This window comes from Arthrobacter nitrophenolicus (assembly GCF_045833485.1).
Lineage (GTDB): Bacteria > Actinomycetota > Actinomycetes > Actinomycetales > Micrococcaceae > Arthrobacter > Arthrobacter nitrophenolicus.
Genome location: NZ_CP174504.1, coordinates 4,176,065 through 4,194,111, shown reverse-complemented (window position 1 = coordinate 4,194,111; position 18,047 = coordinate 4,176,065). Strand labels below are relative to the sequence as shown.

15 protein-coding genes are annotated in these 18,047 nt (G+C 67.6%); 12 read left to right on the top strand and 3 right to left on the bottom strand.

The features are described from left to right. Positions 1-122 precede the first annotated feature (122 nt). Together ACJJV6_RS19415 and ACJJV6_RS19410 are read left to right on the top strand one after the other, a co-directional pair. Positions 123-1,907 carry a dynamin family protein gene (locus tag ACJJV6_RS19415; RefSeq protein ID WP_407709594.1) on the top strand — a complete coding sequence of 595 codons (1,785 nt, stop codon included), beginning with the start codon at positions 123-125 and terminating at the stop codon, positions 1,905-1,907. Continuing rightward, entirely contained in the window at positions 1,904-3,520 is a 1,617-nt protein-coding gene (locus ACJJV6_RS19410) for a GTPase (protein ID WP_407709593.1), read from the top strand. The genes ACJJV6_RS19415 and ACJJV6_RS19410 overlap by 4 nt, the downstream gene beginning before the upstream one ends. Positions 3,521-3,542: 22 nt before the next feature. Here the strand turns inward: ACJJV6_RS19410 and ACJJV6_RS19405 are convergent, their stop codons facing one another. Both ACJJV6_RS19405 and ACJJV6_RS19400 read right to left on the bottom strand, forming a co-directional pair. Next, positions 3,543-4,100, bottom strand: a complete 558-nt coding sequence (locus ACJJV6_RS19405; protein WP_009356551.1) for a DUF1697 domain-containing protein — start codon at positions 4,098-4,100, stop codon at positions 3,543-3,545. Between the two features lie 43 nt (positions 4,101-4,143). Continuing rightward, positions 4,144-4,863 carry an IclR family transcriptional regulator gene (locus ACJJV6_RS19400; protein ID WP_009356552.1) on the bottom strand — a complete coding sequence of 240 codons (720 nt, stop codon included), beginning with the start codon at positions 4,861-4,863 and terminating at the stop codon, positions 4,144-4,146. Between the two features lie 114 nt (positions 4,864-4,977). Here ACJJV6_RS19400 and leuC point away from each other — a divergent pair, with 114 nt between their 5' ends. From leuC to ACJJV6_RS19370, 6 genes are all read left to right on the top strand, one after another. Further along, positions 4,978-6,450, top strand: a complete 1,473-nt coding sequence (leuC, locus tag ACJJV6_RS19395; protein ID WP_407709592.1) for a 3-isopropylmalate dehydratase large subunit — start codon at positions 4,978-4,980, stop codon at positions 6,448-6,450. Positions 6,451-6,459: 9 nt separating this feature from the next. Beyond that, positions 6,460-7,062 (top strand): 3-isopropylmalate dehydratase small subunit, encoded by a 603-nt coding sequence (gene leuD, locus ACJJV6_RS19390; protein ID WP_009356554.1) that lies wholly within the window; start codon positions 6,460-6,462, stop codon positions 7,060-7,062. A gap of 148 nt (positions 7,063-7,210) precedes the next feature. Then, a complete protein-coding gene (gene murA, locus ACJJV6_RS19385; RefSeq protein ID WP_133346377.1) occupies positions 7,211-8,536 on the top strand; it encodes a UDP-N-acetylglucosamine 1-carboxyvinyltransferase in 1,326 nt (441 codons plus the stop codon). Positions 8,537-8,545: 9 nt separating this feature from the next. Next, the gene (locus tag ACJJV6_RS19380; RefSeq protein WP_407709591.1) at positions 8,546-9,319 is read left to right on the top strand and encodes a lysophospholipid acyltransferase family protein; all 774 of its coding nucleotides are present in this window, start codon (positions 8,546-8,548) and stop codon (positions 9,317-9,319) included. 14 nt (positions 9,320-9,333) lie between these two features. Next, positions 9,334-10,368, top strand: coding sequence for an NAD(P)H-dependent glycerol-3-phosphate dehydrogenase (locus ACJJV6_RS19375; protein ID WP_035751824.1), 1,035 nt, complete (start codon positions 9,334-9,336; stop codon positions 10,366-10,368). Positions 10,369-10,370: 2 nt separating this feature from the next. Next, a complete protein-coding gene (locus ACJJV6_RS19370; RefSeq protein WP_009356557.1) occupies positions 10,371-11,510 on the top strand; it encodes a D-alanine--D-alanine ligase family protein in 1,140 nt (379 codons plus the stop codon). A 44-nt stretch (positions 11,511-11,554) separates the two neighbouring features. Here the strand turns inward: ACJJV6_RS19370 and ACJJV6_RS19365 are convergent, their stop codons facing one another. Next, the gene (locus ACJJV6_RS19365) at positions 11,555-12,046 is read right to left on the bottom strand and encodes a DUF3515 domain-containing protein (protein WP_009356558.1); all 492 of its coding nucleotides are present in this window, start codon (positions 12,044-12,046) and stop codon (positions 11,555-11,557) included. A 129-nt stretch (positions 12,047-12,175) separates the two neighbouring features. Between ACJJV6_RS19365 and ACJJV6_RS19360 the strand changes: the two genes are divergently transcribed. From ACJJV6_RS19360 to ACJJV6_RS19345, 4 genes are all read left to right on the top strand, one after another. Beyond that, the gene (locus ACJJV6_RS19360; RefSeq protein WP_407709590.1) at positions 12,176-13,543 is read left to right on the top strand and encodes a hypothetical protein; all 1,368 of its coding nucleotides are present in this window, start codon (positions 12,176-12,178) and stop codon (positions 13,541-13,543) included. Between the two features lie 164 nt (positions 13,544-13,707). After that, positions 13,708-14,745, top strand: coding sequence for a thiamine-phosphate kinase (thiL, locus tag ACJJV6_RS19355; RefSeq protein WP_407710525.1), 1,038 nt, complete (start codon positions 13,708-13,710; stop codon positions 14,743-14,745). A 22-nt stretch (positions 14,746-14,767) separates the two neighbouring features. Continuing rightward, a complete protein-coding gene (locus tag ACJJV6_RS19350) occupies positions 14,768-15,754 on the top strand; it encodes a DAK2 domain-containing protein (protein ID WP_407709589.1) in 987 nt (328 codons plus the stop codon). Then, entirely contained in the window at positions 15,744-18,017 is a 2,274-nt protein-coding gene (locus ACJJV6_RS19345; RefSeq protein WP_407709588.1) for an ATP-dependent DNA helicase RecG, read from the top strand. Before ACJJV6_RS19350 ends, ACJJV6_RS19345 begins: the two co-directional genes overlap by 11 nt. Positions 18,018-18,047: the final 30 nt, after the last annotated feature.

Sequence of the window (18,047 nt, the reverse complement as noted above, 5' to 3'; positions counted from 1 at the left end):
TGTTAGAAGTCCCCGCCGGCCGGACAATTCCGCCGGTCATGCCCGGCGGAAAGGCCCGTCTGCAGGGGAGCCCCGCCGTCGTTTGCCGCTGACCGGGCGGCGTGAGCTGGCATGATGTTGCTGTGACCTCCCGGAACGAGCACGATGATGCAGCCCAGCCGGCGCAGACCGCCGAAGCGGTGGCCCTGCTGGAAGATGTGCGGAGCGCCCTTGCGGAGGTCAGCCTGCCGCTGGCGCTTCCAGGTGCTGACCAGGCCCGGCGTGAAGCTGCCGGCGCCGCGAGCCAGCTGGAGGACTACATCCTTCCCCGGTACCGGAGCCTGGACGCGCCGCTGCTGGCCGTTGTTGGGGGTTCCACCGGCGCCGGGAAGTCGACCCTTGTGAATGCGCTCGTGGGCCATCCGGTGACCCGTGCCGGCGCCATCCGGCCCACCACGCGCCAGCCCATCCTGCTGCACAACCCGGCGGAGGCGGCGTGGTTCGAAGGCCAGCGTGTCCTACCCGGCCTCAGCCGGATCCGCGGCGCCCTTACCGGCCAGGCCGCCGCCGGGCAGCCTCCCGCCGGGCAGGCACCGGAACGCCCCGGGACGGCGCCGTCGTCGTCGTTCGTCCTGCTGGCGGACCCCGCCGTTCCCGCCGGGATCGCCCTGCTGGACGCCCCGGACGTCGATTCCATCGCCGATGAGAACAGGAGGCTGGCAGGACAGCTGCTGGCGGCGGCAGATCTCTGGGTTTTCGTCACCACCGCAAACCGCTACGCCGACGCCGTTCCGTGGAAGCTGCTGCTGGATGCGGCCGGCCGGGACATCATGGTGGCCGTGGTGCTGGACCGGGTTCCGCCGGGGGCGGAGGCTGAAGTCAGTGGGGACCTCCGGGCGCTCCTCGACAAGGAGGGCCTGGGCGCTGCACAGCTGTTCATCATTCCGGAGACCACACTGGATGCAAAAGGAATGCTGCCCGCTGCAGCTATCCGTCCGCTGGCCACATGGCTGCAGGACCTCGCGGCGGACGCTGCCGGCCGCTCGGACGTCGCCCGGCGGACCCTCAACGGGGCAGTCCGGGCATTGGCCGGCAAGGTATCCGCCATCGCCCTGGCTGCGGCAGAGCAGCGGCGTGCAGCGGGCAGCCTGGAGTCCGATGCCGTGTCGGTTTACCGGGACGCGGCGGAGCGCATCATGGATGCCACCCGCGACGGTGCGCTCCTGCGTGGTGAAGTACTCGCCCGGTGGCAGGACTTCGTCGGTACCGGTGAGTTCTTCCGCGCCCTGGAGCAGAACGTTGGACGGTTCCGGGACCGGCTGGGTGCCTTCTTCCGGGGTGAACCGCCGCCCGCCGTGCGGGTGGAGGCCGCCATCGAGACAGGCCTGCAGGCCGTCATCCTGGACGAGGCAGCCACCGCGGCCGAGGAGACCGACCAGCGCTGGCGGTCCGATCCGGCCGGGCGCCAGCTGCTGGGAACGGACGATCTTTCAGGTACTGCTCCGGGCTTCGCCGACCGGGCCGCCGCGGAAATACGTGCGTGGCAGGAGGCCCTCATGGAGCTCATCCGGACAGAGGGCCAGGGCAAGCGGACCCAGGCGCGCTGGCTTTCCTTCGGAATCAACGGCCTCGGTGCCGCGCTGATGATCGTGGTCTTTTCGATGACCGCCGGACTGACAGGCCTGGAAGTCGGTGTTGCCGGCGGGACTGCCGTGGTGGGCCAGCGGCTGCTGGAGGCGGTGTTCGGCGAGGATGCCGTCCGCCGGATGGCCGAAAAGGCACGGGAGGACCTCGCGCTCCGGTGCCGGCGGCTGCTGGATGAGGAGCAGCAGAAATTCCTGGACCGGCTGCCGGACAGCGTCGAGGGCACCGAAGCCGTCCTCACGGCACAGTCAAGTGCCCTGGTCCGGCTGGCAGGCAGCGCGTGAGCCGCCACAGTGCCGCCAGGGAGGCTTCCCGCCTGGACAGCAGGCTCCAGGCACTCGACGACGCCCGCGGTCTTGGCGAAGGCGTCCTGCCCGACCAGGCGCTGGAGGAAGTCCTGGCTGTCCTGGACAGGGCAAGTTCCCGCCGGTCGCTGTCCGCGGACCACACCGTGGTGGGCTTCTTCGGTGCCACGGGCAGCGGCAAATCCTCCTTGTTTAATGCGGTCAGCGGCGCGGAAATTGCGACGGCGGCGGCCCGCCGCCCCACAACATCGGAACCTTTGGCAGGGGTCTGGGGCGCCGACGGCAGCGGGCCGCTCCTTGACTGGCTCGAAGTCCGCAACCGGCACCACGCGGCCGCCGTGGACGGCTTCGCTGACGAGGAGACGGGGCTGATCCTGCTGGATCTGCCCGATTTCGACTCCACCCGGGAAGCCAACCGTGAAGTGGTGGAACGGATGGTAGGCCTGGTTGACGTTCTGGTGTGGGTCCTGGACCCGCAAAAATATGCCGATGCGGCGGTCCATCACGGCTTCCTCGCCCGGCTCGCCTCCCACGGCGCGGTGACCCTCGTGGTGCTGAACCAGGTTGACCGGCTGCCGGTGCCGGACGTGGAACCGGTGCTGGAATCCCTCCGCGCCATCCTGGCCCGCGACGGCCTCGGGCAGGTGAGGGTGCTTCCGACGTCCGCGGTGACAGGCGCCGGCGTCGATACCCTGCGGGCGGCCATCCGGTCCGTTGCCGTCCAGCGCCGCGCCCAGTCGCAGAGGCTGGCCGCCGATGTTTCCAAGGCAGGCCGGGACCTGCGGGCAGCCTCGGGGGACGGGGAAGCGGCCGGGGTTGCGCCGGCGGCAAAAGCCAGGCTGGCTGAAGAACTGGCAGTGGCCGCGAATGTGCCGGTTGTGGTCAGCGCCGTTGCCCGGTCCTACCGGCTGGAATCAGTGCGGCGGACCGGCTGGCCCGTCACCAGGTGGCTTGCAAGGTTCCGTCCGGACCCCCTGCGCCGGCTCAATCTCCGCAGCACCACACCGGCCGAACTGAACCGGACGTCACTGCCGGCCGCGGGTGCCCCGGAGAGCGCCCGGACGGACGCAGCCGTGCGGGCATTCGCCGATGCCGCCAGCGCCGGTGCGCCCGGACCGTGGCGGGCCGCCATTAGGAGCGCCGCCCGGGAAGGCCGTGAAAGGCTGCCTGATGCCCTGGACCAGGCGATTGCCGGCACGGACATCGGCGCCAACCGCAAGGCATGGTGGTGGGGCCTATTCAATGTGGTGCAGTGGCTGGCGCTCCTGACCGTGCTGGGCGGGCTTGGCTGGCTCGGCGTGCTCGCCGGCCTGGGCTACTTCCAGATGCCGGTGCCGGAGGTGCCGCGGGTGGAAGGCTGGCCCATACCCACCCTGATGGCCGCGTCTGGGGTGGTGCTGGGGGTCTTCCTTGCCGTCACCGGCCGGGTCATTGCCGCCGGCGCCGCAAACGCCCGGGCCAGCAGGGCGCGGAAGCGGCTGAATAAAGCCGTGGCAGCTGTGGCCCACAAGCTGATCGTGGAGCCGGTGGAGGTGGAGGTGGGCAGGCTTGCCGCCTTCAACGCCGCCTTGAGGCGTGCCGGGGAGAGCTAGGAACCGGCCCGCAGGCCGTCCGCTACCGCTGACCGCCGGACGCCTCCAGCGCGGCCGCGGCGTCACGGACCTTGATGAGCGTCCGCAGGTTGCGTGTTGTGGTGGCCGACTTGAACTTTGCCTTTGCCGAGAGCTTGCTGAAGGGGCTGTCCAGCGTTCCGCCGGCCGGTGCCAGCCAGGCGAGGGCTTCCGGACCGAGCCGCTGCTGTTGGGTGCCTTCGAGGGCGGCACCCGCGGCATCCAGATGGTCGAGCACCTTGGTGTCCGACGACAGCGTGATGTAGGTATGGGTGGATTTGTCGTCCGCCGGCCAGGGGCAGGCATCCACCAGTGCGGCCACCCGGGATGCATCCAGGACCACAACCCAGGCCTCGTAGCCAAAGGCCGCGCGGAGGCAGTCTTCGCATTCCCGCTTGACGGCACGGGCATCACGGCTGCTGGTGAGCACCACGTTTCCGCTGGCCAGGAGGGTCTTTGCGTCGGCAAAGCCGCAGCCCTTCAGGGCCTCCCGCAGGTCCGCCATTTTGATATTGATCCCGCCCACGTTGATGCCGCGGAGGAACACCGCATAGCTGCCCATGGCCACAGCCTAGCGCCCGGTGCCCGCGGACGGTCGGGACTTGTCAGTCGTTGTTCTTGCGCAGGGCTTCGGTGAGGATGCGCCCGGCGTTGCACACCACTTCCGCGTGCAGCCGGCCGGGCTGGCGGGTGAGCCGCTCGATGGGGCCGGAGATGGACACGGCCGCGATCACCCGGCCGGACGGCCCGCGCACGGGTGCAGAAACGGAGGCAACCCCCGGCTCACGTTCGCCGAGGCTCTGGCCCCAGCCCCGGCGTCGTACGCCCGCCAGCACGGTGGGCGTGAACCGGGCGGACTGCAGGCCTTCCAGCAGTCGGTCGTGGTCCTCCCATGCCAGGAGCACCTGCGCAGCGGATCCGGCCTTCATGGACAGCTGGGTGCCCACCGGAATGGTGTCGCGAAGGCCGATGGGGCGTTCCGCCGACGCCACGCATACCCGCCAGTCACCCTGGCGGCGGAAGATCTGTGCACTCTCGCCGGTGGCGTCCCGCAACTGCATCAGGACTGGTCCTGCGGAGGCGATCAGGCGGTCCTCGCCGGCGGCGGACGCCAGTTCAACGAGCCTGCTGCCCAGGACGAAGCGGCCCTGGATATCCCGGCTGACCAGCCGGTGGTGGACCAGTGCAAGTGCCAGCCGGTGGACAGTGGGCCGGGCCAGGCCGGTGGCAGCTACCAGCTGTGCCAGCGTGGTGGGGCCGGCCTCCAGTGCATCAAGCACCTGGGCAGCTTTATCAATGACACCGACTCCACTAGAATTGTCCATGTAATGATATTGCCGTCTCAATATCTGAGATGCAAATCTTTCGGCTGGCGCACGGTGAAGCCGTCCTGCTTCAGTTGGAACAATCAATCACAACAGCAGTGAAGGGAGCTGGCCATGGCAAAGACATTGGCCGAGAAAGTCTGGGACGCGCACGTGGTGCGCAAAGGTGACGGCGACGGAGCCAACGCCCAGCCCGACCTTCTCTTCATCGACCTTCACCTGGTCCACGAGGTCACCTCGCCGCAGGCCTTCGAAGGCCTCCGCCTGGCCGGACGCAAGCTGCGCCGGCCTGACTTGACCATTGCCACGGAGGACCACAACACTCCGACGCTGGACATCGACAAGCCTATCGCTGACCTCACCAGCCGAACCCAGATCCAGACGCTGCGCAACAACTGCGCCGAGTTCGGTGTCCGGCTGCACAGCCTGGGCGACGCCGAACAGGGCATTGTGCACGTGGTTGGCCCGCAGCTGGGCCTGACCCAGCCCGGCATGACGGTGGTCTGCGGCGACTCCCACACGTCCACCCATGGTGCCTTCGGTGCACTTGCCATGGGCATTGGCACCTCGGAGGTGGAGCATGTCATGGCCACCCAGACGCTCTCCCTTAAGCCGTTCAAGACCATGGCCATCAACGTTGAGGGCACCCTCCGTCCCGGCGTCACCGCCAAGGACATCATCCTCGCCGTCATCGCGAAGATCGGCACCGGCGGCGGCCAGGGCTACGTCCTGGAATACCGCGGCTCGGCCATCCGCGCCCTGTCCATGGACGCCCGGATGACCATCTGCAACATGTCCATCGAGGCGGGCGCCCGCGCCGGCATGGTGGCCCCGGATGAAACAACCTACGCCTACATGAAGGGCCGCCCGCACGCGCCGGAGGGCGCTGACTGGGACGCCGCAGTCGAGTACTGGAACACGTTGAAGACCGACGACGACGCCGTCTTCGACGCGCAGGTGGACCTGGATGCCAACACGCTGGAGCCCTTCGTCACCTGGGGCACCAACCCCGGCCAGGGCGTTTCGCTGTCCGAATCAGTGCCGTCGCCGGAGGACTTCGGCGACGAGAACGCCAAGGCAGCCGCGGAGCGCGCCCTGCAATACATGGGGCTTGAAGCCGGCACCCGTATGAAGGACATCCGCGTCGACACCGTCTTCCTGGGTTCCTGCACCAACTCCCGCATCGAGGACCTCCGTGCGGCGGCGGACATCATCCGCGGCCGGGAAAAGGACCCCAAGGTCCGCATGCTGGTGGTTCCCGGTTCCGCCCGGGTCCGCCTGGAAGCCGAAGCCGAGGGCCTGGACCGCGTGTTCAAGGACTTCGGTGCCGAATGGCGCTTTGCCGGCTGCTCCATGTGCCTGGGCATGAACCCGGACCAGCTGGAGCCGGGGGAGCGCTGCGCCTCCACCTCGAACCGCAACTTCGAAGGACGCCAGGGCAAGGGCGGCCGCACCCACCTGGTGTCCCCGGTGGTGGCCGCAGCCACAGCCGTCCGCGGCACGCTCAGCTCGCCGTCGGACCTTGGCCCGGCCCCTGAACCGGCGGCCAAGCCCGCCGGAACCGCCATCCGCACCGACGCAGCCTAGGAGCCAGCCATGGAAAAGTTCACCAAGCACACCGGCGTCGGCGTTCCGCTGCGCCAGAGCAACGTCGATACCGACCAGATCATCCCCGCGGTCTACCTCAAGCGGATCACCCGCACCGGGTTCGAGGATGCCCTGTTCTCCGCCTGGCGCAAGGATCCATCATTCATCCTGAACCAGGAGCCGTTCAACGCCGGCTCGGTCCTGGTGGCCGGCCCGGACTTCGGTACCGGGTCCTCGCGTGAACATGCGGTCTGGGCCCTGAAGGACTACGGCTTCAAGGCGGTCCTTTCCTCCCGGTTCGCCGACATCTTCCGCGGCAATTCCGGCAAGCAGGGACTGCTCGCCGCGCAGGTGGCCCAGGACGATATCGAACTGATCTGGAAAGAGCTGGAGAACGCTCCGGGCACCGAGGTCACCGTGGACCTCGAGTCCAAGACAGTGGTGTGCGGCAACATCGTGGCACCGTTCGACATCGACGACTACACCCGTTGGCGCCTGCTGGAGGGCCTGGACGATATCGGGCTGACCCTGCAGCACGAGGCGGACATCACGGCGTACGAGGCCACGCGTCCGGCCTTCAAGCCGAAAACCCTGCCGGCCAAGCTTTCCTGACCGCTCCACAGCTTCCGTCCGCAGTACCCGGGCCCCGCCACACCACGTCGGCGGGGCCCGCGTATTTCGGTTCGGTAACACGACCTCCTATGCTTGGGTGGAGCCTTTGCAAGGATTTGGGGGCGAGTAATCGTGAGGAAACCGGTATATGAGTAGTGTTCTGACAATCCGCGGCGGAGTCCCGCTTACAGGCCGCGTCAGCGTCCGGGGGGCAAAGAATCTGGTTCCCAAGGCCATGGTGGCCGCATTGCTGGGCAATGAACCGTCGGTGTTGCGGAACGTCCCGGAAATCAAGGACGTGGAGGTAGTCACCTCCCTGCTGCAGCTGCACGGCGTCACGGTGGTCAAGGACCCTGTCAACGGCGATCTCACCCTTGATCCCAAGGATGCGAAGACTGCGCCGAGCACGGCCATCGACGCCCACGCCGGCGATTCCAGGATTCCCATCCTGCTCTGCGGTCCCCTGATCCACGCGATCGGCGAAGCCTTCATCCCGGACCTGGGCGGCTGCAAGATTGGTGACCGCCCCATCGACTACCACCTGGACGTCCTGCGCCAGTTCGGTGCCGTGGTGGAGAAGCGTCCCGGCGGCATCCACATCTCCGCGCCCAAGGGACTCCACGGCGCCAAGATTTCCCTGCCGTATCCCTCCGTGGGTGCCACGGAGCAGGTGCTCCTGAGCGCCACCCGCGCCGAAGGCATCACCGAGTTGTCCGGTGCAGCAACCGAGCCGGAGATCATCGACCTCATCGCCGTGCTGCAGAAAATGGGCGCCATCATCAGCGTCCAGACGGACCGGACCATCCGCATCGAGGGTGTCCGCGACCTGGGCGGCTACAACCACCGGGCCCTGTCCGACCGGAACGAGTCCGCATCCTGGGCTTCTGCCGCCCTGGTCACCCGCGGCGACATCTTCGTTGAGGGGGCATCCCAGCGGGACATGATGACTTTCCTGAACACCTACCGCAAGGTGGGCGGGGGAATGGACATCGGCGAGGACGGCATCCGCTTCTACCACCCGGGCGGAAAGCTCAACCCGCTGGTCCTGGAAACGGACGTCCACCCGGGGTTCATGACCGACTGGCAGCAGCCGCTGGTGGTGGCCCTCACCCAGGCTGAGGGCGTATCCATCGTCCACGAGACGGTCTACGAGAACCGGTTCGGCTTCACCGACGCCCTGATCAGGATGGGCGCCAGCATCCAGGTGCACCGCGAATGCCTGGGCAGCGTTCCCTGCCGGTTCGGGCAGCGGAACTTCCTGCACTCGGCAGTGATTTCGGGACCCACCCAGCTCAAGGGAACAGACATCGACGTGCCGGACCTCCGTGGCGGCTTCAGCCACCTGATTGCCGCCCTGGCGGCCACGGGCACCTCACGGGTCACCGGCATCGACATCATCAACCGCGGCTACGAGCGCTTCACTGAAAAGCTCGCCGGACTCGGTGCCGATTTCGACATCACCACCAAGAAGTAGCGGGGGACCGTGAAGGAATCGGCCAAGAGCAGGGCCACGTTCATTCTCATTGCCGGCGTTGCGCGCCCGCTGCTGAACCTCATGATGGGGAAGAAGTGGGAGGGAACCGACAAGCTTCCCGCCGGCGGGTTCATTGCCGCCCCGAACCACTGCACCGAGATTGACCCGCTGGTGGTGGGCCACATGCTGTACAACAACAACAGGGCGCCGCACTTCCTGGCAAAGGCGGCCCTCTTCAAGGTGCCCGGCCTCGGCTGGCTGCTGCGCGCAACCAAACAGGTCCCCGTGGAGCGTTCGACGGCGGGAGCCAACCGCTCGCTGCAGGTCGCCCAGGAGATCGTCGCCGAGGGCGGGGCCATCATCATCTACCCCGAAGGCACCCTGACCCGGGATCCGGACCTGTGGCCCATGAAGGGCCATACCGGGGCGGCCAGGCTCGCGCTCGAGGGCGGAATCCCGGTAGTACCCATCGCGCACTGGGGAGCCCACGAGGTCTTTCCCCGCTACGGCAAAAGCTTCCACCTGTTCCCCCGCAAGCAGTCCCGCGTGGTGGTGGGGGACCCCGTGGACCTCAGCGCGTTCGCCGGCAAGCCCCTGGACAAGGCCACGCTCACGGCGGCCACTGACGCAATCATGGACGCCATCACCGGCCTCCTGGCTGACCTGCGCGGTGAACAGCCCCCGGCCGAGCGCTGGGACCCGGCGCGGCAGCAGCAGGCCAAGCACGGGCGGTTCGTTGAACGCGGACAGCAGCAGTCCGGCGACGGGGCGGATGCCCAGTGACGCTTGACGCGGACATGACCGGTTCGGCGCGGTCCGTGGCCGTGCTCGGCGCCGGATCCTGGGGGACTACCTTCGCGAAGATCCTGGCCGATGCCGCCATCGCCGCGGACTCCCCGCGCGCCATCAGGGTCTGGGGCCGGCGGCCCGAAGTGGTGGAACAGATCAACGCCAGCCATCGCAATGAACAGTATTTGAAGGACATCGCCCTTCCCCCCAGCATCACAGCGTCCACCGACGTCCGTGAGGTGCTCCACGGGGCCGACCTCGTGGTCCTTGCGGTCCCGGCCCAGTCGCTGCGGCCGCAACTGCGGGAATGGAAGGGCCTGATCTCGCCGGGGGCCATCGTGGTCTCCCTCATGAAGGGCCTTGAGCTCGGGACCGACTCGCGCATGAGCCAGGTCATCCAGGAGGAGCTGGACCTTCCCGCGGACCGGATCGCCGTCGTCTCCGGCCCCAACCTGGCCATGGAAATTGCCCGCGAGGAACCCACCGCCTCCGTGGTGGCCTGCGCGGAACCGGCAGTCGCCGGCTGGCTGGCCAGAAGCTGCACCGCGCCGTACTTCCGGCCCTACACCACCTCGGACGTGGTGGGCGTCGAAATCGGCGGGATCGTCAAGAACGTCATCGCACTGGCAGTGGGCATCTGCGAGGGCAAGCAGATGGGGGACAACACCAAGGCCTCGGTCATCACCCGGGGACTTGCGGAAACTTCACGGCTGGCCCTGGCCCTGGGCGGTGAAGCGAAAACCATGGCGGGCCTCGCCGGCCTGGGTGACCTGGTGGCCACCTGTTCGTCGCCGCTGTCCCGGAACCATACCGCCGGACGGCTTCTTGGCCAGGGCCTCACCCTCGAGGAAGTGGGCCAGAAGATGACCCAAACAGCCGAGGGCATCAAGTCGGGCCAGGCCGTGCACGAACTGGCCGGCAAGCTGGGCGTGGACATGCCCATCACGGCCGCCGTCGTGGCAGTGCTTGCCGGCAAGCTGTCCGTTAACCAACTGGGGACTGTCCTGCTGTCCCGGGAACTGAAACCTGAAGGCGATTACTGACCATGTCCCATGACAACCTGACCGCAGGTAAACCGGCCAAACCCCGGGTCGCGGTACTTTTCGGCGGCCGCTCGAGCGAGCATGCCGTCAGCTGCGTCACCGCTGCCGGCGTCCTCGGTGCCATTAATAAGGACAAGTACGAGGTGATTCCGATCGGAATCGCCAAGTCCGGGCAGTGGGTACTGGCCTCCGCCGACACCGCCCAATGGTCCCTTTCCTCATCATCGCTGCCCGAGGTTGTGCCGTCGGCGGAGACCGTAACGCTCGCGGAGATCGGCGGCGAGCACCAGTTGATCGTGGCGGCACCCAACGAAGTCCCCAAGGAGCTGGGAACCGTCGACGTGGTGTTCCCGCTGCTGCACGGCCCGTTCGGCGAGGACGGCACCATCCAGGGGCTGCTGGAGCTTTCAGACACCCGGTACGTGGGCGCTGGGGTCCTGGCTTCCGCCGTGGGCATGGACAAGCACTTCATGAAAGTGGTCTTCGAGGCAGCCGGACTGCAGGTGGGCCCGTACATCGCGGTCACGGACCGGCAGTGGCGCAAGGACCCCGAAGCCGTCCGCAAGCAGGTGGACCGCCTCGGTTTCCCTGTTTTCGTCAAGCCCGCCCGGGCCGGTTCCTCCATGGGGATCTCCAAGGTGGACTCCATGGAGCACCTGGACTCCGCCATCGAGGAGGCACGCCGGCACGATCTCAAGCTGGTCATTGAGGCAGGAATTGCGGGCCGCGAGATCGAGTGCGCCGTACTGGAAGGCAGGGGCACTGACGCTCCGCGGACCTCGATGCCCGGTGAGATTTCCGTGGCCGGCGGCGGCCACGAGTTCTATGACTTCGAGGCAAAGTACGTGGAGGACAATGCCGCAGCGCTGAGTTGTCCCGCCGACATGCCGGAGGAAGCCATCGCCCGGGTCCGTGAGCTTGCCGCGGCAGCGTTTGACGCGGTTGGCGCCGAAGGGCTGAGCCGGGTGGATTTCTTCTACACTCCTGAGGGCGAACTGGTGATCAACGAGATCAACACCATGCCGGGCTTCACGCCCAAGAGCATGTACCCGCAGATGTGGGCCGCGTCCGGGCTCAGCTATCCGGACCTGATCGACGAGCTCATCTACCTGGCATTGAACCGCAGGACCGGCCTGCGCTGACGGGCCGCGGAGGGCCCTGTCCGGGGCAACCCGGAAGGGCCTTCCTATTGGCTCTGCGGCAGGTCCTGCAACTCTTCCTGGCCCACGCAGTTCCGGGTCGCCGGGATCTTGCCGGCCGAGGTGGCAAGGTCAGCGAGGACCGTGGCCGAACTGATCTTGTCCGGATCCATGAGAATTTCGGTGGCTGGCTCACGGCCGTAGGTGGTCAGTGTCCACACCGGGTCACCCTCCTTGATCACCCAGTCAATGCCGTTCACGGTCACGCACCGGTCCGTCGTGGGCCCGGGCACGTTGACGCCGCAGCGCAGGATGACGAGGGACGGGTCGCCCCAGGCGGCCGTTGCCTGGCTGTTCGTCTTCCGCAACTGCGCCTCTCCAATCGCATCAGGCAGTGACACCATCATGGGGGCGCAGGCCGGATTGGCAGCATCCTTGGCAGCCGTGACGTCCACTGCGGGGGAACACCCGGCCAGGGAGAAAGCGGCAAGGGCTCCAACCAGTGCAATCCTGGCGGCACGGACGAAGAAGGAAGGCATGGGGTGGTGCATTTTTCCATCATCCCGGCTTGCGCGTGGCAAGACCAATCGCCCGGCTGTTTCCCCTTGTCAGCGCCGCCGGCGCCGAAGTGCAGCGTTGCTGACGCACCCTTATAAGCTGGCTTCATCATGAAAATCACCGCTGTTGCTGCGCCATCCCACCGGCTGGATCCAGAAGCAAAGACCTCCCGGCCCATCCGCGCGCACAGCATCAGGGCGGCGGGTGTTCTTGCCGCCGTCGCGGTCCTGGGCTTCCTCTCATGGTTCCGGCTTCCGGAAGTGACCCGTGGCACGCTCTGGGCGGAGGACGCGGCAGTCTTCCTGGCCGACACCATGTCCATCGGAGCATGGCAAAGCATCGCTGACCCCTACGCCGGCTACCTTCACACAATCCCGCGGCTTGTTTCCGGCATCGCGTATACGGTTGCCCCGATCGACGCCTATGCCACGCTTGTTTCCTTCCTGAGCTGCGTGGTGGTGGCCGCGGTTTCCGTGGGTACCTACTTTTTGTCCGCGCAGATTTTCCCCCACCGGAGCTACCGCCTGATGCTGGCACTGATCCCGGTCCTGGTTCCGGTGGGCCCCCTGGAGGTCCTGGGCAACGTTGCCAACCTCCACTGGTACCTGCTCTGGCTCTGCCCCTGGCTGCTCGTTTATGAGCCGCGGGGATGGACTGGGCGTGCCGGGCTCGTTGTTGCCACCCTGGCCGCCGCCACCACCGAGATCATCGTGGGCATCTTCCTGCCCCTGGCACTGTGGTCACTGGTGAAGAGGCGGAACTATGCAGCGCCGCTGGCCCTGGTTGCCGGCATCGGCCTCCAGCTGTTGGCCACGGTCGCGGATCCCCGCTACGCAGAAACGCCCCGCCTGGACTCCATGCAGCCTTTGTCGGTCATCTACGGATTCATCCTGCAGGCAGTCGGCTCGATCTGGGAGCCGGACGCCCGCACCATGGCGCTGAACATCGTGACTTTCGGCGGCTTTGCCGTGGTTGTCCCCTCCATCATTGTCCTCGGGTTGCTCGCCTACATCACCATTTACGGGCGCGCCCCTTTGAAGGTTGCTGCCTTGTATGCAGCGGGCGCTGCCGCGGCCTGCTGGGCGGCTGCGACAGTGCTTAATCCCTCACCCGAATTCGATTTCGCGAATTTCTCGAGGGACGACTGGCTGTCCGGCTTCACGTTCTTCCGCTATGCGGTCACGCCTTCCATGTTCCTGCTTGCCCTGGTTCCCATGGCCTGCGCTGTGGCTGAGGACAGAGGGATCATCGGACGCAACCGGGCCAGGTACCTGGCTCCGGTCCTGATGGCGGTCTTCCTGTCCACGAGCTATTTCGAGGCCACGCCTGCCAGGCAGACCGGGCCCGAATGGACGACCGGGGTCCGGGCGGCCGCCGCGCAGTGCGCGGCGGACCCGTCCCTGACCGAGGCAGTCATTGCCGTGACACCCGCCACGTGGCAGGTGGCTGTTCCCTGCCGGGTGCTCTCCGGCCGTTAATTGGACAGCGGTAGTTGGACAGCGGGCAGGCACCCAATGTCAGGGGCGCGCTGTAGCGTAGTGCCGTGCCTGAAAAGCCCTTGAGCAACAGTGAATCCATCCGACCCGGCGCGGGCAGCGCCGGCCCTGCGCCCCAGGACTCCTTGCCCCTGGGCTCCTTGACCCTGGAGTCCGGCAGCCGGGAGCGGCAGCCGGCCGTGGCCGGATTGTCCGAAGCCGAACTGCTGGCCAGGATCTTTCCCCGGCTTGCCATGGGCAGCGCGCATACCGAGGCCACGCTGCTCGGCCCCGGGGATGACGCCGCGGTGCTTGCCGTACCGGACGGGCGAACCGTCATCAGCATCGACACCCAGGTCGAGGACCAGGACTTCCGCCTTGCCTGGGCCAACGGCTACCGCACCACCGGCTACGACGTCGGCTGGAAGGCAGCTGCACAGAACCTCAGCGACATCAACGCCATGGGGGCCAGCGCAACATCCATGGTGGTAAGCCTCACGCTGCCGCCGGATACCCCGGTCAGCTGGGTTGAGGACCTGGCAGACGGACTCACCGCAGGAATCCGGGAACTGGGTGCCGGCCGCTGCTCGGTTGCCGGCGGCGACCTTGGCCGGGGGCGGGAAATCTCCGTTACCGTCGCCGTCCTTGGAACGCTCGACGGCGGCGCTGCCGTCCTGCGTTCCGGTGCGCAGCCAGGCGATGTGCTGGCGCTGGCGGGCACGGCGGGGCACGCCGCTGCGGGCCTCGCGCTGCTCGAATCAGATGTGCCTGTGGACCGCCTCAACCCGGAGCAACGTGTGTTCCTGGAACTGCAGTGCCGGCCGCGGCCGCCACTGTCAGCTGGTCCAGCCGCCAGGGCTGCCGGGGCCAGCGCCATGCTGGATATCTCGGACGGCCTGGTCCGCGATGGCCGCCGGCTGGCGGTTGCCAGCCGCGTGGCCGTGGACCTCGACCCGGAACAGCTGGCGCGCCTGGCGTCCGTCCTCCAGCCGGCCGCAGAGCTGCTCCGGGCCGATGCGCGGGAATGGGTCCTCAGCGGCGGGGAGGACCACGGACTGCTCGCCACATTCCCGCCCGGCATTCAGCTGCCTCCCGGATTCACTGCGATAGGCTCGGTACAAGCACTGGGAATCAACGAGGTTCCGGGCGTCAGGATTGCGGGCCGGTCCGCGGACACCGGGGGATGGGATCACTTTGCACACTAAGGTTGCCGCCAACGCGCAAGCGATGAAGAGATGGCTGGGCAAGGCCGAAACTGCCCTGGGCAACCACAGCGACCGTCTGAACGCCATCAATATCTTCCCCGTTGCAGACGGGGACACCGGCACCAACCTGTACCTGACCGTCCGGGCCGCAGCGCGCTCCCTCGCCGCGGGCACGGACCAGCCGGCACAGGTGGACGTTGGCGCAGTCCTGTCCACCGCAGGGCAGGCTGCCCTCGAAGAGGCAAGGGGCAATTCCGGGACGTTGTTCTCCGTTTTCCTTTGCGCCGCCGCAGAGCCGCTTGAAGGCCATACCCGGCTGACCTCCACCCTGCTTGCCGCGGCCCTGAACCGGGCCCAGATCCGTGCCTGGTCCGCATTGAGCGACCCCGTACCGGGCACCATGCTCTCCGTTATGGAAGCCGCAGCGCGCGCGGCAGCCGCAGTGGATGCCGGGCAGAACGGAGATGACAGCAACCATGCCCTGGGCCTGGCGCTGGATGCCGCCGTTGAGGGGGCGCTGGCAGCTGTCATCCAGACGGAGGACCAGCTCGATGCCCTGACCACCGCCCACGTTGTGGACGCCGGCGGCGTCGGCATGCTGCTGATCCTTGACTGCCTCCGCTCCGCGGTCATGGGGGTTGAGCTCCAGAGCGAACTTCTTGACGGACTCCACGGCTACGACGTCGCGGACCCGCACATCCATGCCGACATGCCGGACGACGACGGCGTGGAGGTCATGTGCACCATCAACCTGTCCCCGCTGAACGCCGCCACCCTCCGGCAGCGCCTGGACGAAATCGGCGAGTCCGTCATCATGAGCCAGGTGGGCAGCGGCGCTGACGCGGGCGGGAACTACCGGTGGCGGGTCCACGTCCACGTTCCGGATCCGGAGCCTGCCGTCGCCATCATCCGGTCCCTTGGCGAACCCTCCCAGATCAGCATCAGTGAACTCGCGCTGCCGCGGGAACCTGATGCCAGCGCAGTCAACACCGCCGGGCATGAACGCTGAGCTGGACCTGGCCCTGGAACGGCGCATCGGCAAACGTTCCGCCGCCGTCATCGAAAAACACCTGGGCATCACCACGGTCGAGGAGCTGCTGAACTACTTTCCCCGCCGCTACCTCACCCGCGGCGAACTGACGCCCATCAGCGACATTCCGCTCGATGAGGACGTCACCCTGATCGCCCGGGTGCTCTCCAGCAGTACCCGGACCATGCGCGCACGGAAGGGAACCATCACCGACGTCGTCATCTCGGACGACGACGGCCAGGCCGGGCTGCGGCTCGTGGGCGGCACCGATTACCGCGGGAAAGCCCCGGGTACGCTCAAGATCAGCTTCTTCAACGGTTACCGGGCCAAGGCTGAATTGCTGCCCGGCAGGCGGGCGCTGTTCTCCGGCAAGGTCACCAGCTTCAAAGGTTCGCTTGGCCTGACAAACCCCGATTACCACGTCCTGGACGAGGAGCCCTTCTCCGCGGGCGGGCAGGATGCCGGCAAGCTGGCCGCCATGCCCATTCCCGTCTATCCGGCAACGGCAAAGCTCCCGAGCTGGAAAATCCAGAAGGTGGTCGCCGCCCTGCTGGAGACGGCGGACCTCGCCTCGCTGCCGGACCCCGTTCCAGCGGCCGTTGCTGAACGCGAAGGCTTCCTGCCCCTCCACCAGGCGTACCGGCTGATCCATGCGCCAGAAACGGCGGCGGACTGGAAGCAGGCGCGCGAGCGGCTCCGGTACCAGGAAGCGCTGGTCCTGCAGTCGGCGCTCGCCCGGCGCAGGGCCCAGTTGGCTTCAGAGGAGGCCACCGCGCGGCGGCCACGACCGGACGGGGTGCGGGCCGCGTTCGACCGCAGCCTCCCCTTCACGCTGACCGACGGCCAGGCCGCTGTGGGCAAGACCCTTGCCGGGGAGCTGGCGCGCGATTTCCCGATGAACCGGTTGCTCCAGGGCGAGGTGGGCTCCGGCAAGACGGTGGTGGCGCTGCGTGCCATGCTGCAGGTAGTCGACGCCGGAGGGCAGGCGGCCCTGCTGGCCCCCACCGAAGTGCTGGCCGCACAGCACTATGATTCCATCCGCCGCACCCTCGGCCCGCTCTCCAGGGATGGGCTGCTGGGCGGCCTGGGCGCCGGGGACGACGCATCCGTCCAGGTCACCCTGCTCACGGGGTCCATGCCGACGGCGGCCCGCAGGCAGGCAATGCTGGACGCCGCGTCCGGAACGGCCGGCATCGTCATCGGCACCCACGCCTTGCTCAGTGACAACGTGTCCTTCTACGACCTCGGCCTGATCGTGGTGGACGAGCAGCATCGGTTCGGTGTGGAGCAGCGTGATGCCCTCCGCGCCAAAGCCCGGAAACCGCCCCACCTGCTGGTCATGACAGCTACTCCGATTCCCCGCACGGTGGCCATGACCGTCTTCGGCGACCTTGAAACATCCACTCTTGACGAACTGCCCAAGGGCCGTGCGCCCATCACCACGCACCTGGTGGGCCTCGCGGAAAACCCTGCGTGGGCCGGCCGGATCTGGGCCCGCGCGCGCGAGGAGATCGACGCCGGCCACCAGGTGTACGTCGTCTGTCCCAAGATCGGCACCGACGACGACGGCGACTTCAGCCCCGGCGAAGCGGAGCCGCCCGGCCTTGATGCCGAGGAAAGCCAGCGGGAACTGGCGTCGGTGACAGCCGTCGTCGAACATCTGCAGGGTGAACCTTCCCTGTCAGGCGTGCCGCTGGCTCCGCTGCACGGACGCCAGGACCCCGAGCTGAAGTCGGCCACGATGGCCGGGTTCGTGGACAACACCGTCAAACTGCTGGTCTCGACCACCGTGATCGAGGTGGGCGTGGACGTCCACAACGCAACACTGATGGTCATCCTAGACGCCGACCGGTTCGGCATCTCCCAGCTGCACCAGCTCCGCGGCCGCGTGGGACGTGGAGGACTGCCCGGCACCTGCCTGCTGGTCACGGCACTCGAACCGGGCCATCCCAGCCGGCGGAGGCTGGAAGCAGTGGCCGCGACCACCGACGGCTTCGTCCTGTCGCAGGAGGACCTGAAGCTCCGCCGCGAGGGCGACATCCTGGGAGCCTCCCAGTCCGGCGGGCGCTCCACCTTGAAGCTGCTGCGGGTCCTGGAGCACGAGGATGTCATTGCCCGGGCCAGGGAGGACGCGCAGGACATTGTGGCCGCGGACCCGTTCCTGTCCCGCCACGAGGAACTGGCGGACGCCATCGAGAAGTACCTTAACCCGGAAAAGGAGGCGTTCCTTGAACGCGGATAACAGGGGAGCTGCCGGATACGCCGGCGCTGC

Excerpts from the sequence above, each read along its gene's own strand:
- leuC (WP_407709592.1), top strand. The coding sequence starts at position 4,978 with ATGGCAAAGACATTGGCCGAGAAAGTCTGGGACGCGCACGTGGTGCGC.
- ACJJV6_RS19375 (WP_035751824.1), top strand. The coding sequence starts at position 9,334 with ATGACCGGTTCGGCGCGGTCCGTGGCCGTGCTCGGCGCCGGATCCTGG.
- ACJJV6_RS19400 (WP_009356552.1), bottom strand. The coding sequence starts at position 4,863 with ATGGACAATTCTAGTGGAGTCGGTGTCATTGATAAAGCTGCCCAGGTG.
- ACJJV6_RS19365 (WP_009356558.1), bottom strand. The coding sequence starts at position 12,046 with ATGCCTTCCTTCTTCGTCCGTGCCGCCAGGATTGCACTGGTTGGAGCC.
- ACJJV6_RS19360 (WP_407709590.1), top strand. The coding sequence starts at position 12,176 with ATGAAAATCACCGCTGTTGCTGCGCCATCCCACCGGCTGGATCCAGAA.
- ACJJV6_RS19350 (WP_407709589.1), top strand. The coding sequence starts at position 14,768 with ATGAAGAGATGGCTGGGCAAGGCCGAAACTGCCCTGGGCAACCACAGC.
- ACJJV6_RS19370 (WP_009356557.1), top strand. The coding sequence starts at position 10,371 with ATGTCCCATGACAACCTGACCGCAGGTAAACCGGCCAAACCCCGGGTC.
- ACJJV6_RS19405 (WP_009356551.1), bottom strand. The coding sequence starts at position 4,100 with ATGGGCAGCTATGCGGTGTTCCTCCGCGGCATCAACGTGGGCGGGATC.
- ACJJV6_RS19345 (WP_407709588.1), top strand. The coding sequence starts at position 15,744 with ATGAACGCTGAGCTGGACCTGGCCCTGGAACGGCGCATCGGCAAACGT.
- leuD (WP_009356554.1), top strand. The coding sequence starts at position 6,460 with ATGGAAAAGTTCACCAAGCACACCGGCGTCGGCGTTCCGCTGCGCCAG.
- murA (WP_133346377.1), top strand. The coding sequence starts at position 7,211 with ATGAGTAGTGTTCTGACAATCCGCGGCGGAGTCCCGCTTACAGGCCGC.